Annotated in this window: 18 protein-coding genes and 2 pseudogenes; 16 read left to right on the top strand and 4 right to left on the bottom strand. The window is 72.1% G+C overall.

Features of this window, described 5'->3' with window-relative positions:
- Window positions 1-133 precede the first annotated feature (133 nt).
- The 4 genes and pseudogenes from ACWGJB_RS24270 to ACWGJB_RS24255 form a co-directional block, all read left to right on the top strand.
- A pseudogene (locus ACWGJB_RS24270) lies at window positions 134-1,048 on the top strand (phage tail sheath family protein); the annotation flags it as partial.
- A gap of 62 nt (window positions 1,049-1,110) precedes the next feature.
- Window positions 1,111-1,554, top strand: a complete 444-nt coding sequence (locus tag ACWGJB_RS24265) for a phage tail protein (RefSeq protein ID WP_351494137.1) — start codon at window positions 1,111-1,113, stop codon at window positions 1,552-1,554.
- Window positions 1,554-2,024 (top strand): hypothetical protein, encoded by a 471-nt coding sequence (locus ACWGJB_RS24260; protein ID WP_453382208.1) that lies wholly within the window; start codon window positions 1,554-1,556, stop codon window positions 2,022-2,024. The genes ACWGJB_RS24265 and ACWGJB_RS24260 overlap by 1 nt, the downstream gene beginning before the upstream one ends.
- Window positions 2,021-2,188: a DUF6760 family protein gene (locus tag ACWGJB_RS24255; RefSeq protein ID WP_351316879.1), complete on the top strand. Its 168-nt coding sequence runs from the start codon at window positions 2,021-2,023 to the stop codon at window positions 2,186-2,188. The genes ACWGJB_RS24260 and ACWGJB_RS24255 overlap by 4 nt, the downstream gene beginning before the upstream one ends.
- A gap of 134 nt (window positions 2,189-2,322) precedes the next feature.
- On the opposite strand, the gene ACWGJB_RS24250 is transcribed toward ACWGJB_RS24255, so the two are convergent.
- Window positions 2,323-3,543 (bottom strand): hypothetical protein, encoded by a 1,221-nt coding sequence (locus ACWGJB_RS24250; protein ID WP_453382207.1) that lies wholly within the window; start codon window positions 3,541-3,543, stop codon window positions 2,323-2,325.
- 1,678 nt (window positions 3,544-5,221) lie between these two features.
- Between ACWGJB_RS24250 and ACWGJB_RS24245 the strand changes: the two genes are divergently transcribed.
- The 9 genes from ACWGJB_RS24245 to ACWGJB_RS24205 all read left to right on the top strand — a co-directional run bounded on the left by ACWGJB_RS24245 (window position 5,222) and on the right by ACWGJB_RS24205 (window position 13,710).
- Window positions 5,222-5,722, top strand: coding sequence for an extensin (locus tag ACWGJB_RS24245; RefSeq protein ID WP_453382206.1), 501 nt, complete (start codon window positions 5,222-5,224; stop codon window positions 5,720-5,722).
- A 39-nt stretch (window positions 5,723-5,761) separates the two neighbouring features.
- The gene (locus ACWGJB_RS24240) at window positions 5,762-6,184 is read left to right on the top strand and encodes a phage tail protein (protein ID WP_453382205.1); all 423 of its coding nucleotides are present in this window, start codon (window positions 5,762-5,764) and stop codon (window positions 6,182-6,184) included.
- 78 nt (window positions 6,185-6,262) lie between these two features.
- The gene (locus tag ACWGJB_RS24235; RefSeq protein ID WP_453382204.1) at window positions 6,263-6,985 is read left to right on the top strand and encodes a CIS tube protein; all 723 of its coding nucleotides are present in this window, start codon (window positions 6,263-6,265) and stop codon (window positions 6,983-6,985) included.
- Window positions 6,985-8,895: a VgrG-related protein gene (locus ACWGJB_RS24230; protein ID WP_453382203.1), complete on the top strand. Its 1,911-nt coding sequence runs from the start codon at window positions 6,985-6,987 to the stop codon at window positions 8,893-8,895. Before ACWGJB_RS24235 ends, ACWGJB_RS24230 begins: the two co-directional genes overlap by 1 nt.
- A gap of 40 nt (window positions 8,896-8,935) precedes the next feature.
- Window positions 8,936-9,379: a GPW/gp25 family protein gene (locus ACWGJB_RS24225; RefSeq protein ID WP_360480399.1), complete on the top strand. Its 444-nt coding sequence runs from the start codon at window positions 8,936-8,938 to the stop codon at window positions 9,377-9,379.
- Window positions 9,380-9,384: 5 nt separating this feature from the next.
- A complete protein-coding gene (locus tag ACWGJB_RS24220) occupies window positions 9,385-11,346 on the top strand; it encodes a putative baseplate assembly protein (RefSeq protein WP_453382202.1) in 1,962 nt (653 codons plus the stop codon).
- Window positions 11,347-11,374: 28 nt separating this feature from the next.
- Entirely contained in the window at window positions 11,375-11,944 is a 570-nt protein-coding gene (locus tag ACWGJB_RS24215) for a phage tail protein (protein ID WP_360480393.1), read from the top strand.
- Window positions 11,941-13,347, top strand: coding sequence for a zinc ribbon domain-containing protein (locus tag ACWGJB_RS24210; protein WP_453382201.1), 1,407 nt, complete (start codon window positions 11,941-11,943; stop codon window positions 13,345-13,347). The genes ACWGJB_RS24215 and ACWGJB_RS24210 overlap by 4 nt, the downstream gene beginning before the upstream one ends.
- A gap of 81 nt (window positions 13,348-13,428) precedes the next feature.
- Window positions 13,429-13,710 carry a hypothetical protein gene (locus tag ACWGJB_RS24205; RefSeq protein WP_453382200.1) on the top strand — a complete coding sequence of 94 codons (282 nt, stop codon included), beginning with the start codon at window positions 13,429-13,431 and terminating at the stop codon, window positions 13,708-13,710.
- A gap of 6 nt (window positions 13,711-13,716) precedes the next feature.
- On the opposite strand, the gene ACWGJB_RS24200 is transcribed toward ACWGJB_RS24205, so the two are convergent.
- Window positions 13,717-14,667 (bottom strand): glycoside hydrolase family 26 protein, encoded by a 951-nt coding sequence (locus ACWGJB_RS24200; protein WP_453382199.1) that lies wholly within the window; start codon window positions 14,665-14,667, stop codon window positions 13,717-13,719.
- A gap of 96 nt (window positions 14,668-14,763) precedes the next feature.
- Window positions 14,764-15,033 (bottom strand): M23 family metallopeptidase, encoded by a 270-nt coding sequence (locus ACWGJB_RS24195; RefSeq protein ID WP_453382198.1) that lies wholly within the window; start codon window positions 15,031-15,033, stop codon window positions 14,764-14,766.
- A gap of 110 nt (window positions 15,034-15,143) precedes the next feature.
- On the opposite strand from ACWGJB_RS24195, the gene gndA reads away from it, so the two are divergent.
- The gene (gene gndA, locus ACWGJB_RS24190; protein ID WP_453382197.1) at window positions 15,144-16,583 is read left to right on the top strand and encodes an NADP-dependent phosphogluconate dehydrogenase; all 1,440 of its coding nucleotides are present in this window, start codon (window positions 15,144-15,146) and stop codon (window positions 16,581-16,583) included.
- Between the two features lie 95 nt (window positions 16,584-16,678).
- Window positions 16,679-16,915: pseudogene (locus ACWGJB_RS24185) on the top strand (response regulator transcription factor); the annotation flags it as partial.
- Between the two features lie 7 nt (window positions 16,916-16,922).
- Here ACWGJB_RS24185 and ACWGJB_RS24180 read toward each other — a convergent pair.
- On the bottom strand, window positions 16,923-17,963 hold the full coding sequence (locus ACWGJB_RS24180; RefSeq protein ID WP_453382196.1) for an NlpC/P60 family protein: 1,041 nt from the start codon (window positions 17,961-17,963) through the stop codon (window positions 16,923-16,925).
- 249 nt (window positions 17,964-18,212) lie between these two features.
- On the opposite strand from ACWGJB_RS24180, the gene ACWGJB_RS24175 reads away from it, so the two are divergent.
- Entirely contained in the window at window positions 18,213-19,265 is a 1,053-nt protein-coding gene (locus tag ACWGJB_RS24175; protein WP_453382195.1) for a chitinase, read from the top strand.
- The last annotated feature ends 169 nt before the right edge of the window (window positions 19,266-19,434 follow it).

The raw sequence follows: 19,434 nt of genomic DNA, 5'->3' as shown, positions 1-19,434 counted from the left end.
GACCTCAATAAACTTATGCAGCCGGACGGGGACGTACAAAACAAAACACCAAAAAAACGGGCCCCCCCGCCCGGCCCCGGGCGTGGGGGGCACACACCCCCGGGCGCCCCCCCCCCCGGCCGCGCCCCCCGGTTCTCACCCCGGCCCTGCCACCTACCTCGGCGACTCGGCCGACCGCACCGGCTTCGGCGGCCTGGAGGCCGTCGACGAGGTGTCCATGGTGGCCGTGCCCGACCTGATGGCCGCCTACCAGCGCGGCGCGATCGACCTGGAGGCCGTCAAGGCCGTCCAGCTCGGCCTGATCGCGCACTGCGAGCTGATGGGCGACCGGGTCGCGGTCATCGACCCGCCGCCCGGCCTCAACGCCCGCCAGATCCGGGTATGGCGCCAGGAGACGGCCGGCTACGACTCCAAGTACGCGGCCCTGTACTACCCCTGGATCAAGACCTTCGACCCGGCCTCCGGCCAGTCCCGGCTGATCCCGCCGTCCGGCCACGTGGCCGGCGTCTGGGCCCGCAACGACGCCGAGCGCGGTGTCCACAAGGCCCCCGCGAACGAGGTGATCCGCGGCGCGGTCGACCTGGAGCTCCAGATCACCCGCGGCGAGCAGGACCTGCTGAACCCCATCGGCGTGAACTGCATCCGGGCCTTCCCCGGCCGCGGTATTCGCATCTGGGGCGCCCGCACCCTGTCCTCGGACCCGGCCTGGCGCTACCTCAACATCCGCCGGTACTTCAACTACCTGGAGGAGTCGATCCTGATCGGCACCCAGTGGGTGGTCTTCGAGCCCAACGACCACAACCTCTGGGCCCGTATCCGGCGCAACATCTCCGCGTTCCTGGTCAACGAGTGGCGCAGCGGCGCCCTGTTCGGGCAGCGGCCCGAGGAGGCGTACTACGTCAAGTGCGACGACGAGACCAACCCGCCGGAGTCAGTCGACGTCGGCCGCGTGATCTGCGAGATCGGCATCGCGCCGGTCAAGCCCGCCGAGTTCGTGATCTTCCGGCTGGCCCAGTTCTCCAGCGGCAGCGGCGAGCTCCAGGAGTAGCGGACCCCCGGGTCCCAACCCCCTTGTTTCCCAGGCAACTTGAGAAGAACGGGCAGTAACACATGAGTCTCCAGCCGGGTGACGCCCTCACATCGCACAATTTCGGCCTGCAGATCGACGGCGTGATGGTCGAGTACCTCGCCGAGGTCAGCGGCATGACGATGGAGCAGGACGTCATCACCTACCAGCAGAACACGCCGGACGGGAAGAACCACGTCCGCAACCTGCCGGGCGTGAAGAAGAACGGCACCTGCACGGTCGTACGCGGTATGACCCAGTCCTCGTCGTTCACCCAGTGGATCAACGAGTCGATCAACGGCCAGATGGCCACGGCCCGCAAGAACGCCTCCATCATCATGATGGACTTCGAGAACAACCCGGTGAAGCGCTACAACCTGCGCAACGCCTGGTGCAGCAAGATCGACACCAGCACGGTGAAGGCGGGCGAGGCGTCCGCGCTGACCGAGTCGGTGACCATCACGTTCGAAGAACTGGTCATCGAGTAATGAGGCGTTCGGCTGTCAGGGCTGGGGGAGTGGGCGCGCCGCTCGCACCGGAGGAGCCGGCGCCCCAGGCCCCTCAGCAACCGGAGACACCCGTCGAGGTGCTGCGCACGGAGTTCCCGTTCCAGCTGCCCCGCGGGTACGTCGACGAGCACGGCACCGTCCACCGCGACGGCGTGATGCGCCTGTCCACGGCACGGGACGAACTGATCCCGCTCCGGGACGTGCGCGTCCAGGAGAACCCCGCGTTCCTGTCGGTGGTGCTGCTCGGCCGGGTCATCACCCGGCTCGGCACGCTCTCCTTCGTCCACGACGGGATCGTGGAGAACATGTTCGCCTCCGACCTGGCGTTCCTCCAGGACTTCTACCGCCAGATCAACGCGGAGGGCCACACCCGGGCTGCGGTCAACTGCCCGCACTGCTCGGAGCCCTTCGAGGTGGAACTCGGCGGGAGCCGCCTGGGGGAATCGTGACGTACGCGACCGACCGGCTGCACGAGGAGATCGCGTACGTCGCCTACCACTTCCACTGGAGCCTGGAGGACATCCTGGACCTGGAGCACGCCGACCGCCGCCGGTACACGGCGGAGATCGCGTCCCTGGTGACCCGGGCGGCCTCCGCAGGGGCGGAGGGCTGAGCGGTGGGGTTGTGGGATCGGATACGGGGCCGCGGGGCGGCAGCGACCGAGGCCGAGGTCGCTGTCGAGGCGCCGCGTGCTGTCGAGGCACCGCGGCCCGTGGTGGCGGCGGCCTGGTCCGGGCTGCCGCCGATTCAGCGTGCGCTGGGGACGACGGGCGGGCCGGTCGCGGACCCGGGGTTCGGCGGCCGGCTGCCGACCTGGCAGAACCCGTCGTTCATGGGCATGCGCTCGCACGCGGTCCTGGACGGTGAGTCGAGCGCGGGCCTGTCCGGCGGCCGCACGGGGACAACGGGCACGGGGGCCGTGTCCGGCATGGAACGCCCGGTGCAGAGGCTGCCGTTGTCGGGTCCGGCCGACTCGGCCGGCCTGACGGGAACGCCGGGCCTGACAGGTTCGGCCGCCGGCCGGGCCTCGACGGTTCCGGTGGTGCCGCTGCGGGCGATACGAGCAGGATCTTCGGCGCGGACGGGTGGGGGTGGGCCGGCCGAGGGTGGTGGGCCGGGTGTGGGCCGTGGGTCGGCCGGGAGTGCTGGGCTGGGCGTGAGTGGTGGGTCGGCCGGGAGCGCTGGGTCGGCTTCGGGTGCGGGTGCGGCTGCGCGTTCGGCTGGGGCTGGAGCTTCCGGTGCGGGTTCGGCTGGGGTTGCGGGTGCGGCTGGTTTCGTGAGGTCGGCCGGATCTACCGGGTCCGCTGGATCGGTGGGTTCGGCCGGATCTACCGGGTTCGCTGGATCGCTGGGTTCCGCTGGGCCGGCGGTGCAGCGCGCGCCGGTGGTGCAGCGGGTGCCGTCGGTGGGGCGGCGCGGCGGTGGTGCGGCCGCGCGGACGCCGGGGGCAGGAGCGGGAGCCGTAGCGGTACGGAGCGGGGGGAGTACGCCGATGCCGGCGACCCCCTCGGCTTCCTCTACCCCGTCCACTCCGTCGTCCTCGACCCCTTCGACCTCTTCGACCTCCTCGACTTCGTCTACTTCGCCGATGTCCTCGACTCCGTCGGTCTCCGCGGCCTCGTCCACCTCGCCGGCGTCCTCCACCTCATCCACTCCATCGGCGTCCTCGACCTCGTCCGCTTCCTCAGCTGCGCCGACCCCGTCGATTTCGTCCATCCCGTCGGCTTCCTCGACTCCGTCGGCTTCTTCGACCCCCTCCGCCTCCTCGACCCCGCACGCTTCCCCGGTCGCGCCGGTTTCCCCGGTCGCGCCGACCCCCGCGATCTCCTCGACCTCGTCGCTTTCCTCGGCCTCCTCCGCCAAGGCCGTGCAGCGGGCGGTGGCCGTCGTGCCGGCGGCCGTGCCGGTGGCATGGGTGCCGCAGTCGGCGCCGGTCGCTCCGGCGCCGGCCACCGGTCCGCGGGTCACGGCCGCACCTCCCGTCCTGCCTCGCCGCAGCGCGCTGACGCATGCGCCGGTGGGCACGTCGGTGACGGCCGTGCAGCGGCGGACGTTGCCGTCGGCGCCCAAGATGCCGGCGAGCGAGAGTGCGGTGCCTGCGTCGGGTGAGGGTGACCGAGCCGGGGGCGAAACGGCGGCGGACGGGGGCGTACAGCGAGCGGTCGGCGCGGGGGATCCGGTGCCGGTGAGCGGTGGCTGGCCGTCGCCTCCGCGCCATGGCGGCCGTACCTCCCCCGACACCTCCTCGCAGGCCCCTGGGGGCGCTCCGTCCGGACCGGCACCGGCACCGGCCGTCGTACAGCGGTCCGCGTCCGGTGGCCGTGGTACGGCAGCGGCTCCCGTGTCTCCCAGGGCCACGGGACGTACGACACCTCCGCGTACCCCTTCCACGCCCCCCGCGGCACCCCCGGTATCCCCGGCGCCCGCGCCGTCCGCCGTGTCCCCGGACCGCGGCGGGCCTTCCGGCACGTCCGGCGCCGGGACGCGGACCCCGGTGCAGCGGCGGACGGTGAGCGGTGCCCCGGGCGGCAGCCCCGCGACGCCTCCCGTACAGCGCCGTACGGCCACGGGCTCGGCCGCCCCGCACACCCCCGCCCCGGAAGGCGGTCGTACGGCGGAGAGTTCGGCACCGCGGCCCGTGACCGGCCCCACCACCGAAGCCGTCGCCGCTGATGTGCCCACCGCCGGGACCGTGCCTCCTGCCGTGTCGCGGAGTGGGCGAGCGTCGGGTTCCCCGGCCGCGAGCGGTGGCCGCGAGGCGCCCGTGCAGCGCCGGGTCACGGAGAGCGCGGCCGCCACCGACGGCGTACCGGCTGCCGTGCCGACGCCCGCCCATGAGCCCGACAGAGCTGCCCCGGAAGGTACTTCGGCAGCGTCCCGGCCCTCAGCGTCGGCTCCCGGCTCCCCTCGCCCTGGCCTCGGCGCCCCCCTCACGGGAACCGCCGGAGCTTCTCCGGCGGACGGCGGCAAGGCGGGCAGGACGGGCGAGGCGGCTGTGCAGCGCCGACGGACGACGGAGAGGTCCTCGGTCCCCTCCTCCCCCGACGCACAGACACCGCCGCGTCCGCGTGAGCGGGCAGACGCCCCGTCCACCGGCCCGGCTACGACGGCCCGGCCCGCGTCGGCATCGGCGCCGAAGTCCGCTTCCGCTTCCGCCTCCGCATCCGTGCAGCGTGCCGCGGCGACCACCTCTGGCGCTCCCCGCCTCGGTCTCGGCGCCCCCGTGACCGGCCCGGCCGCGAGCGCGGCTCCGGCGAGGCGTGCCGGCCGCGGGACGGCTGTGCCGTCCGTGCAGCGGCGGCAGGCGTCGAGCGGTTCGGCGGACCGGCCTGCCACCGGCTCCGGCCCGGCGCCCGAAGCTCCCCGGCAGGGACCGCCAGCCGCCGCACCAGACCTGCCGACGCCGACGGTCGAGCACGCCCGGCCCGCCTCCGCCGCCCCGGCGACGCCGCCTCCACCAGCTCTGCCCGTTCCCGCACCGACGGGCCCTTCGCCGCTTCCCCCCTTCGTGCAGCGTGCCGCCGCTCCCGCCGCTCCCGGTCTCGGCGGCCCCCCGGTATCCGGCCGGAGCCGGTCGCGGTCACCCCTGCCCGCGAGCGCCACCCCGTCCCCCATCGGACCGGCGTCGGCGCCCCGGCCCCCCTTCGTGCAGCGAGCGGCAACCCCCGCCGCCGCCCTGCCCGTCAAGCCGAGCACCACCACCGCGCCCGCTCACCCCGTACCCCTGCGCGCCACCACCCCGATCTCCGCCACCGCCCCCCTTCCCGTCGCGCCTCTCAACCGCCCCACCGTCCAGCGCGACGCCCTCCCCACGACCACTGTGAAAGAGGTGCCGGTCACCACCAGCCGCCCCGAAGCCCCCGTGACCCGGGCCGAGCGGCAGTCACCGCCTCCCGACGACCCGCCGCCCTCGTACTCCGGCTCCGGTTCCGGCTCCGGTTCCGGTTCCGGCTCCGGTTCGTCCTCCGACGGTTCGCCCCCCGGATACTCGGCGGTCGAGGAGGGCGGTTTCGACCCCCGGGCCCTCACCGAGTTCCAGGTGGACGCCCTCGTCCACCGGATCATCGACCGGGTCACCCGTCACGTCCGCACCGAACTCCGCCGCGACCGCGAACGCGTGGGAAAGCTCCGCGACTTCCGCTCCTGACCACGACGACCGCGCACCCACCCCACAGAAAGGCCCCCGATGGATCGCCAGGACCCGGGAACCACAGTCTGGTTCAGCCTCTCCATCGACGGCGAGGACCTCGGTTACTTCAACGGGTGCGACGGGCTGTCGTCGCAGGTGGAGATCGAGCAGCGGCAGGAGGGCGGCAACAACGGGTTCGTGTGGCAGCTGCCGACCCGTGTCACCTTCTCCCACATCCGGCTGACCCGTCCGCTCACCCCGGACACCTCGAAGGTCGCGAAGTGGATCTCGTCCGTGCAGACGGGGATCGAGCGGCCCACCGGGCAGATCACGGCGCTGCGCGCGGACGGTTCGGAGGTGGCCCGCTGGGGGCTGCTGGACGTGCTGCCGGTGAGCTGGCAGGGGCCCTCCCTGGACGCGGGCAATCCCTCCGTGGCCACGGAGGTCCTGGAGATCGCCCATCACGGCTTCACCGACTGAGCGAACCGAGCGAACCGAGCGAACAGCGCGGGCAGATCGAGCAGAGCGAGCAGAGCGGACTGAGAGGCAGATCAGATCATGGCCAGGAGCAGCCGGGGCGCCGGCAAGAGCCTCGTGCGGGCCACCCTCGCGATACATGAACCGCCCGTGGGCACCAGCACCAGCCCGGGCGGCATCATCAAGACGTTCGGCTTCGAGTTCAACCCGGCGGAGCTGTCGATCGCCCGCCGGGCGGACTGGAAGTCGTCGGCGGCGCCGATCGAACGGGACGGCGCGCTGCCGGAGTTCCTCGGCACCCACCCGCGCGAGATGAGCGTGGAGATCTTCCTGGACCGGTCCGACGACCCGGACAGCAACGACGTGATGAAGAAGGTGGAGTCGTTGCTGGCCTGCTGCGAGGTCACCAGCAAGAGCATCGCCGCCAAGCAGCCGTCGCCGCCCTGGGTGGTGTTCCAGTGGGGCTCGTTCTCGACCGCCCACTTCACGGCGTACGTCGCCTCCGTCGACGTCTCCTACTCCCTGTTCGGGACCAGCGGGATGCCGATCCGGGCCAGCTGCCGGCTTCAGCTGCACGAGATCCCGAGCAAGACCGCGGGACAGAACCCGACGTCCGGCGCGCTCACCGCGCAGCGCGTGCACCGGGTCGTGGCCGGGGACTCGTTGCAGTCGCTGGCCTGGCGGGAGTACGGCAACGCGGCCGCCTGGCGGGCGATCGCGGACGCCAACGGGATCGACGACCCGGGGTGGCTGCCCACGGGGACGGAACTGGTGTTGCCGGCCGCCGAGGAGGTGCGGTCCTGATGGTGAAGCACGCTTTCTCGAACGTCGTCAAGGTCGTCATCGGCGGCAAGGAGCTGACCGCCACCTCGGAGTACGGGCGGTATCTCGTCGACGTCCACGTCGACCAGGGCGTCGGGGTGCCGGCCGCCTTCCAGCTGACCTTCCGCGACCCGTCCCGCAAGCTGCTGGGCAAGCTGGGCGTCCAGTTCGGCACCCCGGTGGTGATCACGCCGGTCTCCGACGGGCAGGGCACCGGCGACCCGCTGCTCACCGGTGAGGTCACGGGGCTGGAGGCCGAGTACGACGGCACCGGCAGCTACGCGGTGGTCCGTGGCTACGACTACGGGTTCCGGCTGATGCGGCAGCGCCGCGTCGTCGCCTACCGCAACCAGACCGCCTCCGACATCGCCCGCAAGCTGGCCGCGCAGGACGGCGTGCCGGTCGGGCGGATCCAGGCCACCAAGACCGTCTACGAGTTCATCAGCCAGTCGAACGTCAGCGACTGGGACTTCCTGGCCCGGCTCGCCGACGAGAACGAGATGGTCATGTCGGTGGACGCGGACGGCAAGTTCCAGTTCGTGAAGCAGAAGAGCGCCTCGGGGGCGCCGTCGCCGCAGACCGACGGCGACAAGAGCCCGTTCGTGCTGGAGGCCGGGCACGACATCCTGCGGCTGCGCACCGCGGTCACCGCCTCCGACCAGGTGAACAAGGTCGAGTCACGCGGCTGGGACGTACGGACGAAGAAGACGCTCACGGCGACCGTCACGCCCGCCGGCAACACCGGCTACAGCATCGGCACCACCCCGGGCGCGGCGGCCGGCGAGTTCAAGACGTCGAAGCTGGTCGAGACGCGTACGCCGTACGACAAGCAGTCCGAGGTGAAGTTCGCGGCCGACGCCCTCTCCGACGACGTCACCTCGACGTTCGCCGAGGTGGAGGTGGTCGTGCGGGGCAACCCGAAGCTGCGGCCGGGGGTTCCGGTGGCGCTCGCGGACGTCGGGGACCCCTTCGAGGGGAAGTACACGGTCACCTCGGTACGGCATGTCTTCGGCGACGCCAAGCACTACGAGACCTGGGTGACGGTCAGCGGCCGCCAGTGGCGGTCCCTCTACGGCGTGGCCTCGGGCGGTGCCTCGGACGCCGGTGTCGACCGGCAGCTCAGTGTGGCGCAGGCCCTGGTCACCGACGTACAGGATCCGCTGCAGCAGGGACGGGTGAAGCTCAAGTTCCCGTGGCTGGACGACACCTACGTCAGCGACTGGACCCGGACCGTGCAGTGGGGCGGGGTGCGCGGCGGCGGGGTCTTCCCGATGGACGTCGGTGACGAGGTGCTCGTCGCCTTCGACCGGGGCGCCCTCGACCACGCGTACGTCATCGGCGGCCTCTACAACGGCAAGGACAAGCCGACCAGGGTCAAGGACGTACCGCTGCACGACGGCATGCGCGGCCGGGCCACCCGGCACACCGTCTCCGACCGGGTCGGCAACCGCATGGACCTGCTCGACCAGCGGGGCCGTAAACAGGGCGTCCGGCTGGCCAGCGGCGACGACAAGCTCACCGTCTTCCTGGACCGGCAGCAGACCGAGATCACCGTGGACAGCAAGGGCAGTGTCTCCATCAAGGGCAGCAGGTCGGTGTCGGTCGAGGCCGGCGCCAACCTGTCACTGAAGGCGGGGGGCGCGCTCAGCCTCCGGAGCGGGGGACCGCTGTCCCTCCAGAGCGCGGAACTCGTCGACATCAAGGCCCCCGCCGGCGCGGTCTCCGTGAACGCCGCCGCCGTGAACGTGATGGCGAACGCCGCGTTGTCGCTGCGCGGCAACGCCGCCGTCGCGATCAGCTCTCTCGCCACCGTGGCGATCCAGGCCCCCGAGGTGCCGGTCCTGGGCAACCTGATGATGGGCGGACTGACGGTGATGGTGATCCCGGCATGAGCGGGCGGCAGGTCTTCCCGGAGGGGCGGGTGCGGGGCTGATGGCAGAGCAGTTCGTCGGCTCCGGCTGGTCGTTCCCGTTGCGGATCGGACCCACCGGCGGCATCGCCCTGGTCAGCGGCGAGAAGGAGGTGGAGGAGGCCATCCGGCTCATCCTCTCCACGGCCCCGGGCGAACGCCCGATGCGGCCGGAGTTCGGGTGCGCCATCCACGACCTCGTCTTCGCTCCCGTCAACGAGCAGACCGCCGGCCGCATCCAGCACGAGGTGCACGCCAGCCTCGACCGCTGGGAGCCCCGGATCGAGGTCGAGGACGTCGAGGTGACCACCGGCGCCGACCCGAGCGTGCTGATGATCGACGTCCGTTACTCGATCCGCGGCACCAACAACCCGCGCAGCCTGGTGTTCCCCTTCTACGTCATCCCCTCCCACGACGAGCCGGACCTGCCTCCCGCCTCCTCGGACTCCTCCGAAAGCGACCGCTGATCCCGATGGCCCTGCCCTCCCCGAACCTCGACGACCGCCGCTTCCAGCAGTTCGTCGACGACGCCAAGCGTTACATCCAGCAGCGCGCCCCGGAGTGGACCGACCACAACGTCTCCGACCCCGGCATCACGCTGGTGGAGACGGTCGCGCACATGGCCGACCAGATCGTGTACCGCCTCAACCGGGTCCCGGAGAAGAACCATCTCGCCTTCCTGGACCTGGTCGGCATCACGCTGTTCCCGCCGTCGGCCGCCCGTACGGACGTGACGTTCTGGCTGTCGGCGGCCCAGGAGGAACCGGTTCCGGTGCCGGTCGGCACGGAGGTGGCGACCCGCCGTACCGAGACGCAGGAGGCGGTGGTCTTCGCGACCGAGCGCGAACTGACCATCGTGCCGAGCGAGTTGCGGCACCTGCTGCGGCAGCAGCACGGCTCGGCCGTCGTCGACCTCACCCACGAACTCGCCGAGGGCAAGGACCTGTTGTGCTTCACCGAGTCCCCGAACCCCGGTGACTGCATGCTGCTCGGCCTGTCCGCCGCCGTCCCGCACTGCGCGGTCGCCCTCGACCTGGACAGCCGGGTCGACGGTGTCGGCGTGGACCCGCGCCAGCCCCCGCTGGTGTGGGAGGCGTGGACGGAGGACGGCTGGCGGGAGTGCGAGGTCGACCGGGACGGCACGGGTGGCCTCAACCGCCCCGGCGAGGTCGTGCTGCACGTCCCCGGCGGTCACGTCCTGTCCCGCAACGGCGGCCTGGAGGCGAGCTGGCTGCGCTGCCGGGTCACCGAGCCGCGTGCCGACCAGCCCTTCTACACCACCTCCCCGACGGTCCGGTTCGTCGAGGCCTGCACCGTGGGCGGCACGACCGGCGCCGTGCACGCGGAGACCGTGGAGGACGAGGCGCTCGGCGAGTCGACGGGCCTGCCCGGCCAGCGCCTGCGGCTCGCCCACGCCCCCGTCGTCGGGGACACCCCGCCGCTGCTCCTGCAGACCGCCGAGCACGACGGCGAGGGCGGCTGGGTGGACTGGCAGGTCGTCCCGCACTTCGCGGCTTCGGGACCGTACGACCGGCACCTCACCCTCGACGCGACCACCGGCGAGATCGCCTTCGGCCCCGCGGTCCGCGAACCGGACGGCTCGCTGCGCCAGTACGGCACGGTGGCACCGAAGGGCGCGGTCATCCGGGCCCGCCGCTACCGCACGGGCGGCGGCCGGGACGGCAACGTGGCCCGGGGGGCCGTACAGATCCTGCGCTCCTCCATCCCGTACGTCGCGGAGGTCGTGAACCGGGAGGCCGCGCGCGGCGGAGTGGACGGCGAGACGGTCGCCGAGGCGAAGGTCCGCGCGCCGATCACACTCCGCGCCCAGGAGCGGGCGGTGACCCTGCGCGACTACGAGGAACTGGCCCGCCGCGCCGCTCCGGAGACGGCACGGATCACCTGCCTGGAGGGCGAGGAGGGCGAGCACGGGTCGTACGCGGTACGGGTGCTGGTGGTGCCGCAGGCGGTTCCGGACCCCGGCGGCCGCCTGCGCTTCGAGCAACTCGTCCCCGGCGACGCCCTGCTGGACCGCATCACCCGCTACCTGGACGAACGCCGGCTGATCGGCACCCGGTTGGCGGTCGGGCCGCCCTTCTACCAGGGCGTCACGGTCGTCGCCACCGTCCACGCCTTCCGTGGCGTGGACGTCGACCGGGTCCGCCGCCAGGCCCACGACGCCCTCTACCGGCACCTGGACCCGCTGACCGGCGGCGCGGACGGCAAGGGCTGGCCGTTCGGGCGCCCGGTGCAGTCGGGCGAGGTCTTCGCGGTACTGCAACGCGTCCCCGGCGTCGAGCTCGTCGACGAGGTCGTGCTGCACCCCGCGGACCCGCTCACCGGAAAGCGCGGCGACCCGACCGACCGCATCGACCTGGACGCCCCGTCCCTGGTCTTCTCCTACGACCACCGGGTCCGGGTGATCGGCGAATGACCGTCAACGACTCGACTGGAGGCGTCCGTTGAGAGGGTCCATCGACGGCCTCGGCTCCTCCGTCCCCATCGGCGCGATGCTCCCGGCGGTCTTCGCCGACGACGACCTGGCGCTGCGCTTCGTCGCCGGCCTGGACGACATGATCGCCCCGATCCCGAACGTCCTCGACTGCCTGCCCAGTTACTTCGACCCGGCCCTGGCCCCGCTGGACTTCGCGGAATGGCTCGGCACCTGGGTCGGCGCGGAGACCGACGGCACGGAACCGGCACCCCTGCTCCGTGCGGCCGTGGCGGCAGCCGCCTACCTGCACCGCATCCGGGGCACCCGCCTCGGCCTGTCCGAGGCGGTCCGGCTGGCCTTCGGCGTGACACCGGAGATCACGGAGAGCGGCGGCGCCGACTGGAACGCCCGCCCGCTGGGCCCCTTCCCCGGCGAAGCCCGCCCCCGCCTGCACGTCCACCTCGCGCTGCCCTCCCCCACCCCGGCCGACGAGGTCCGCCTGGAACACCTCGTGGCGGCCGCCCGCCCCGCTCACATGCCCTACACGGTCCAGGTGACCGCTTCTTCTTCGTCCGCCGAAAGGACCCCGCAGCGATGACGACCAACCGGAACTGCACGGAGTGCGGCACGGTCGCCGAACCGGGCCAGTCCTTCTGCGACGCCTGCGGCTCGGTACTGAGCTGGGCGGTGAGCGGGCGAGAGGCCCGACAGCAGGCCCCCACCCCTGAGCCGACGCCGACGCCGACGCCGACGCCGACTCCGGCACCGACTCCGGCCCAGGCCCCGGCAGCGACGCCGGCCGCCCCGGGCTGGGACGCCTTCACCCGCAGAGACGGCGGAACGGGCCTGGCCTCCCCTCAGCGGGACGCACGAGCAACGGCCACGACAGCGCCCCGTGAGGGGCGCGGGGCTGAATCGGATGTGCGGCTACCGCCGCGTGAGCGCGACCAGCCCCCACTGCCGGCCACCACACCCACGGCCGAAACCACCCCTATCCCCGCACCCACCCCCATCCCCGCACCCACCCCCGCTCCGCAAGCCGCCGCCGCCGATACCGCCACCCAGCCCCCGCAGGGAACCGCTCCCGCCGAAGGCGACCACGACCGGGCCCGCCGCCTCCTCATCCCCGTGACGGACCCCAACCCCCCCGCCCCGGCCCCCGCTTCCGTCACCCCCGTCCTCCCCGGCCGTCCGACCCCCCAACGCCCCCAGTCCGTCCGCGCCCCCGGCGAGGACCTCGGGGCCCACGGCGGCACCCCCTGCCCCTGGTGCGCCACCCCCAACCGCCCCGACCGCCACTTCTGCACCCGCTGCGCCATGCCCATGGCCGGCCACGGCCACACCGCACCTTCGGCCCCCCGCCCCTGGTGGCGCCGTATCTTCGACTTCCGCAACCGGGAGACCCCCTGGGCGGGCGACCGCCCCCGCCTGCGCCGTACCTTCGACCGCGTGCTGACCTGGCTCGGCGCGGCGGTCGTCATCGCGCTCGTCACGGTCCTGGCGTTCAACATCCCGAACGCGGTGAGCGCCACCCGCGACCACTTCGCCAAGCGCGCCCAGGTCTCCCCGGACCGGGTCAGCGCGTCCCGTTCGTACGCCGGTCACAAGCCGGACCTGGTCTTCGACAAGCTGAACAACACCTGGTGGGGCCCCGGCGTGGTCCAGGGCGGTGTGGGCGAGTGGATCGAGGCGCGCTTCGACGAACCGACGCGCCTGCTGAACGTCGTCATCTCCTCCGGCGAGTCGAAACGCTTCGACCAGCTGAAGAAGTCGGCCCTGCCGCACCGGATGAAGGCGACCATCAAGACGTCGGACGGCAGGACGGAGACCCGGGAGATCACCCTCGACCAGACGGCCGGCGGCCAGACCCGGGACTTCCGCGCGAAGAACGTCATCTCGGTCCGCTTCACGATCGAGTCGTCGTACCAGGCCTCGGGGAGCACGCAGGTGGCCATCGCCGAAATAGAGCTCTTCGGCCCGTCGAGCGCGAACTCCTCCTGAAGGGACCTTGAAAGGGATTCTGAAAAGTTACGCAGGGTGATGGCAGGATCGCCGGGTTCCCGGTGATGCGAGAATCCGGCCATGGCCGAAAAGGACGCGGGGAAGAGCCGCACCGCGCGCAGGAGCTGGCGTGATGTCCCGCTGGCCCACTTGGCGTTCTTCCTCGTGGGCAGCGCGCTGCTCAAGTTCCTCGGTGCCCTGCTCCGCCTCGCCTTCGCGCTCGTCTCCGGTTCCGGCTTCGCCGCCGGGAAGCTCCTGGACGCCGTGCTCGACCTGGTCGGGGGCCTGTTCTTCGCCGGCCTGTTCCTCTGGCTCTTCGCCCGCCTCCGATCGAGGAAGGGCCGGCCGGGCCCGGAGAGCTGAAGACCGCTATTTCCTCATGAGGGACCGGTAGACGGCCGTCGACCTGGGGTTGCCCCGGCACCTCCACACCCCGTGCGGGCAGTAGTCGGTGATGGTCTGGTACAGCGGGCGGTTGTCCGCGAACCACTTCACCATGCCCTTTATGTAGGCGGGGTCGTCGCCGTTCTCGTACAGCCCCCACTCGGGATACGAGACCGGCTTGCCGTGGGCGCGGGCGAACGTGACCTGTGCCCGCAGCCCGTACGGCTCGGTGACCTGTTCCGCGAAGGACATCCCCCGTGGGGAGTCGTAGGCGTCCATGCCGACGATGTCCACGAACCGGTCCCCCGGGTAGCACCCGGTCCAGGGGATCGCGTCCCGACCCCGGTTGGGCGTGAAGTCGAACCGGAACCGCTGGCCGGGCACCGACCGCATCGCCGTGACGATCCGCACCCAGTACGCCTTCCAGGCGGCCGGGTCCGGTCCGCAGCGGTGGGTGTACGTCACCCCGTTCATCTCCCAGCCGAGCACCACGACGGTGTCCGGTGCGCCGACCGACACCAGCCGCCGGGCCAGCGCCCGGAAGTGTCCGTCGTACCGCCCCTGCGCCCCGAACCGGAGCTGCCGGCGCACCTCGGCGTCGGGCAGATGGGCCTCCGTCCCCTCCAGCATCGGCACGTTGAGCACGAGGAGCCGGTCCGGCTCGGCCCGCCGCCAGTTCGCCCACAGCCGTACGAAGTCGGGGGCGCCCTCGATGTTCCGCCACAGGTCACCGGGGAGGTAGGTGTGCCCGACCCGGGGTTCCTCGTGCCCCAGCCAGCTGCCGAGCGCGCTCACCCGGCGCACGCCTTCGGCGCCGTAGCCGACGTACGCCCCGAAGGGGCCGGGGGCGGCGGGCCGTGCGGTCTCCGGGCGGGAGACGGGGAGGAGGAACAGGGCGACCATGGTGGCGACCAGGAGGAACCTCAGACGTGCCATGGGGTGCAGTCTGGCCGCTCCGGAAGGGCGAGTTGCCCGTTGTGGGCATCTTGGACTCCTGTGCGAGGATCCCGGCCGCCGACGCCCCGGCGCGGTTCACGGCGGTACGAGCACCCCGTGCCGTCGCAGCCATGGCAGCGGTGCCACCGTGGAGCCCGTGGCGGGGCCGGTGCGGACCTCGAAGTGCAGGTGGGGGCCGTCCGCGTTGCCGGTCGAGCCGGTGGAGCCGATGCGCCGACCGGCCGAGACGGGCCGGCCGGGGCGGACGACGATGACGGACAGGTGGGCGCACCGAGTGCAGTAGCCGTCCGGGTGGCGACGCCCTGCCCGTGCCGCTGTCCCAGGCCGAGGAGGCCTGGACCGCACCCGTCGAGCCCGGCCGGCGGATCGTCTTCACCATGGCCGGAGACTGAACACCCGGCCCTCGCCCGCCCGTACTTGCGGGGACAGCGTTCGTCCGCAGATCGGAGTCCCCCGTGCACGCATCCGCAGCCATCGGCGTGACCGGCCTCGGAGTGATGGGCCGCAACCTGGCCCGGAACTTCGCCCGGCACGGCTACCCGGTCGCCGTCCACAACCGCACACCCGCCCGCACCCGCGCCCTGGTCGAGGAGTACGGACACGAGGGCACGTTCGTCGGCGCCGAGACCGCCGCGGACTTCGTCGCCGCCCTCGAACGTCCCCGACGGCTCATGATCATGGTGCAGGCCGGTGCCGCCACCGACGCCGTCATCGACGAGTTCGTGCCGCTCCTCGAACCCGGTGACATCGTCATCGACGGCGGCAACGCCCACTTCGCCGACACCCGGCGCCGCGAGGCCGCCCTGCGTGAGAAGGGCCTGCACTTCGTCGGCGTCGGCGTCTCCGGCGGCGAGGAGGGCGCGCTCAACGGGCCGTCCATCATGCCGGGCGGCTCCGCGGAGTCGTACGCCGTCCTCGGGCCGATGTTCGAGGACATCAGCGCGAAGGTCGGCGGCGAGCCGTGCGCCACCCACGTCGGCGCGGACGGCGCCGGGCACTTCGTGAAGATGGTCCACAACGGCATCGAGTACGCCGACATGCAGCTCATCGCCGAGGCGTACGACCTGCTCCGCCAGGTCGGCGGCTACCCGCCGGCCGAGATCGCGGACATCTTCCGCCAGTGGAACGGCGGTCGGCTCGGCTCCTACCTCATCGAGATCACCGCGGAGGTGCTCGCGCACGTCGACGCCGCCACCGGCGCGCCCTTCGTCGACGTCGTCGCCGACGCGGCCGGGCAGAAGGGCACCGGGCGCTGGACCGTCCAGACCGCGCTGGACCTCGCCTCGCCGGTCACCGCGATCGCCCAGGCGACCTTCGCCCGTGCCGCGTCCGGCCGCGGCGAACTGCGTTCCGCGTACGCCGGGTTGCCCGGCGGTACGACGCCCCCGCTCAGCGCCACCGAGGCCGACCGCTTCGCCTCCCGCGTCGAACACGCCCTGTACGCCTCGAAGATCATCGCCTACGACCAGGGCTGGACGATGATCCAGGACGCGGCCGCCGAGTACGGCTGGAAGATCGACCTCGGCGCGGTCGCCCGGATCTGGCGGGGCGGCTGCATCATCCGCGCGTCCTTCCTGGACCGGATCCGCGCGGCGTACCGGGCCGACCCGGACCTCGTCAGCCTGCTGGCCGAGCGGGAGTTCGCGAAGGAGATCGCCGACGCGCAGGTGCCGTGGCGGGAGACGGTGGCCTCGGCCGCCCGCCGGGGCATCCCCGTCCCGGCGTTCTCGGCGGCCCTGTCCCACTACGACACGCTGCGGTCCCCGCGTCTTCCGGCGGCACTTCTCCAGGGCCAGCGGGACTATTTCGGCGCGCACACGTACGGCAGGGTCGACCGCGAGGGCGCCTTCCACACCCACTGGGCGACGGAGGGCCGCCCTGAAACGCAGAGCTGAGCAATGCTTTTAGGGGCGCGGGGAACCGCGCGCTCAGCCACGACGATGCCCACGTTGTCGTCTGTCGGTCCGTCGTGGCTTGTCGCGCAGTTCCCCGGCAGGACACCCGCCTGGAGCGGCTGAGCCCGCGCGAACGCGATGTCCTCGCCCTGATGGCCGAGGGCCTCGGCAACTCCGCGATCGCCGAACGCCTGGTCGTCACCGACGGCGCCGTGCACAAGCACATCCGGTCCCTCTTCGCCAAGCTCGACCTGTCACCGGCCGACCGGGTGGACCGCCGGGTCGCGGCGGTCCTGCACTACCTGGAGGACGCGCGGGTGCGTACTCGCTGATCCAGTCTCAGACACGGACGCCGAACATGAACGGCCCGCCGATGGTGCTCATCGACTCGTAGCGGACGACCGTGCCGGTGCGCGGGGCGTGCAGGATCTGCCCGTTGCCCGCGTACAGGCCCACGTGGTGCAGGTCGTTGAAGAAGAAGACCAGGTCGCCGACCTGGAGGTCGGACGTCGAGTAGATCCTGGTGCCGATCCCCGTCTGGGACTCGGAGGTGCGCGGGATGGAGACCCCGGCCTGCGCGTAGGCCCAGGAGGTCAGGCCCGAGCAGTCGAAGGAGGACGGGCCGGTGGCGCCGTAGACGTACGGCGTGCCCAGCTTGGTCTTGGCGGCGGCGAAGGCGGCCGCGGCCCGGCCGGTGGCGGAGGTGTCGTTGCCGAGGTCCACCCGCTCGCTGGCGGAGCGGCTGGCGCGGTCCTGCTCGGCGGCGAGCGCGGCCTTCTCGGCGGCGGTGAGGCTGTTGAGCAGCTTCTGCGCCTCGGCCAGCTTGGCCTGGACTTCCTTCTTCTTCGTGCCGAGTTCGGTGCGGGTGGCGGCCAGGTCCTTGAGCTTGCCGGTGGCCTCCGCCCGCTCCTGGGCCAGTTCGCGCTGCTTGGCCTGGATCTTCTTCAGCGTCTCGACCTGCTGGCCGCTCAGCTGGTCAAGGGTGGAGGCCTTGTCCAGGTAGTCGTCCGGGTCGGCGGAGAGGAACAGCTGGAGGGACGGGTCGAGGCCGCCGCTGCGGTACTGGGCGGTGGCCATGGAGCCGATGCCGTCCCGCAGTTCGTTCAGCTCGTCCTGGCCGCGCGCGACCGAGTCCTGCAGCGCGGAGATCTGCTTCTGGAGCTTCTCCTGCTTCTCCTTGGCCCCGTTGAACTTCTCGGTGGCCTGCTCGGCCTCCTCGTACAGCTTGTCGACCCGGGACCTGACCTCGTCCTTGCTGGGCTTCTCACTGGGCGCGGCGTTCGCGGCCTGCGAGGAGAGGACCACGGCGGCAGCGGCGGCGGTGGTGAGCACGGTGACCCGAGCACGGCTCGGCTGCTTGGGACGACGGTGGAACGCCACGGAGGCGATCTCCTTCCGAGCGAAGAGTCGAGCGGTGGATCTGGCAACGGATCAAGCGGTGGATCGATCAACTGGTAGTACGAGTCCCAGACATTAATGACTCTCTTATGTTCAGTTCAAATCTCCGCATGGAAGAAATCCGGCCACCTGTCGCCAACTGGCCTTCTCCGCCGGTCGGTCGCGGGGTGTCGGGCGGTCGATTGTAAGGAACCTTGACAGTCAATTGGTCTAAACCAAATATGGGCGTCCATGAGACGCACTCGTGCCCTGCAGGCCGCCCTGACCGCAACCGCCCTGTCCACCGCGCTCGTTGCCGTCGGATCAGGCGCCGCGCACGCCTCCCCGCGGCACACCGCGAAGCCGATGCCCGCACGGGTCGCGGCACCCTACTTCGAGGCCTGGACCGGTCAGAGCCCCGCCACGCTCGCCGCCGAGTCCGGCAACAAGTACCTCACCCTGGCCTTCCTCCAGACGCCCGCCGCAGGCTCCTGCACCGCCGACTGGAACGGCGACGCCACCCAGCCGGTCTCCCGGTCGACCTTCGGCGCCGACATCGCCACCCTCCAGGCCCGCGGCGGCAACGCCATCCCCTCCTTCGGCGGCTACGGCGCCGACACCACCGGCACCGAACTCGCCGACAGCTGCACCGACGTGGACGCCATCGCCGGGGTGTACGAGAAGCTCGTCACGACGTACGGCATCTCCCGCATCGACCTCGACATCGAGGCCGACTCCCTCGCCGACACCGCGGGGATCGACCGCCGTAACCAGGCGATCGTCAAGGCGGAGCGCTGGGCCGACCGCACCGGCCACCCGCTCCAGTTCTCCTACACCCTGCCGACCACCACCAAGGGCCTGGCGGCCAACGGCCTGGCCGTCCTCCAGAACGCCGTCGCCCACCACGCGCGCGTGGACGTCGTCAACATCATGACCTTCGACTACTACGACGGCGCCACCCACGACATGGCGACCGACACCAGGACCGCGGCCGACGGCCTGCACGCCCAACTCGCCGCCCTCTACCCGCACAAGAGCTCCAAGGAGCTGTGGGGCATGGTCGGGGTCACCGAGATGCCCGGCATCGACGACTACGGCCCCGAGGAGACCTTCACCACCCAGAACGCCGTGGACGTCGAGCGCTGGGCCGCCGCCCGGGGCATCGACACCCTCTCCTTCTGGGCGCTCCAGCGCGACAACGGCGGCTGCGTCGGCACCGGCGGCTCGAACTCCTGCTCCGGAACCGCCCAGGACACCTGGCAGTTCAGCCACACCTTCACCCGCTTCGCCGGTCCGCGGCGGTAAGGCTCCGGCCATCCCGAGGAGCGCGAGCACCTGGGGCGGCCGGCTGTACCTGACGTTCGGGACCTGAACGGCGGGGGGGGGGGGGGCGGCGGGGCGGGGGCGCGCGGGGCGCGCGCGGGGGGGGGGGGCGTGAGAGCGCACGACACGGCGCGGGGGTGTGCGGTGGTGG

The sequence above is a fragment of the Streptomyces sp. NPDC054813 genome (genome assembly GCF_053611365.1).
Note: the sequence above shows the minus strand (reverse complement) of the source record. Positions and strands in the feature narration are given on the sequence as shown.

What these genes read in the sequence shown, in the direction of transcription:
- ACWGJB_RS24265 (WP_351494137.1), top strand. Translation starts at nt 1,111, where the DNA reads ATGAGTCTCCAGCCGGGTGACGCCCTCACATCGCACAATTTCGGCCTG.
- ACWGJB_RS24260 (WP_453382208.1), top strand. Translation starts at nt 1,554, where the DNA reads ATGAGGCGTTCGGCTGTCAGGGCTGGGGGAGTGGGCGCGCCGCTCGCA.
- ACWGJB_RS24240 (WP_453382205.1), top strand. Translation starts at nt 5,762, where the DNA reads ATGGATCGCCAGGACCCGGGAACCACAGTCTGGTTCAGCCTCTCCATC.
- ACWGJB_RS24235 (WP_453382204.1), top strand. Translation starts at nt 6,263, where the DNA reads ATGGCCAGGAGCAGCCGGGGCGCCGGCAAGAGCCTCGTGCGGGCCACC.
- ACWGJB_RS24230 (WP_453382203.1), top strand. Translation starts at nt 6,985, where the DNA reads ATGGTGAAGCACGCTTTCTCGAACGTCGTCAAGGTCGTCATCGGCGGC.
- ACWGJB_RS24225 (WP_360480399.1), top strand. Translation starts at nt 8,936, where the DNA reads ATGGCAGAGCAGTTCGTCGGCTCCGGCTGGTCGTTCCCGTTGCGGATC.
- ACWGJB_RS24220 (WP_453382202.1), top strand. Translation starts at nt 9,385, where the DNA reads ATGGCCCTGCCCTCCCCGAACCTCGACGACCGCCGCTTCCAGCAGTTC.
- ACWGJB_RS24210 (WP_453382201.1), top strand. Translation starts at nt 11,941, where the DNA reads ATGACGACCAACCGGAACTGCACGGAGTGCGGCACGGTCGCCGAACCG.
- ACWGJB_RS24205 (WP_453382200.1), top strand. Translation starts at nt 13,429, where the DNA reads ATGGCCGAAAAGGACGCGGGGAAGAGCCGCACCGCGCGCAGGAGCTGG.
- ACWGJB_RS24200 (WP_453382199.1), bottom strand. Translation starts at nt 14,667, where the DNA reads ATGGCACGTCTGAGGTTCCTCCTGGTCGCCACCATGGTCGCCCTGTTC.
- ACWGJB_RS24175 (WP_453382195.1), top strand. Translation starts at nt 18,213, where the DNA reads ATGAGACGCACTCGTGCCCTGCAGGCCGCCCTGACCGCAACCGCCCTG.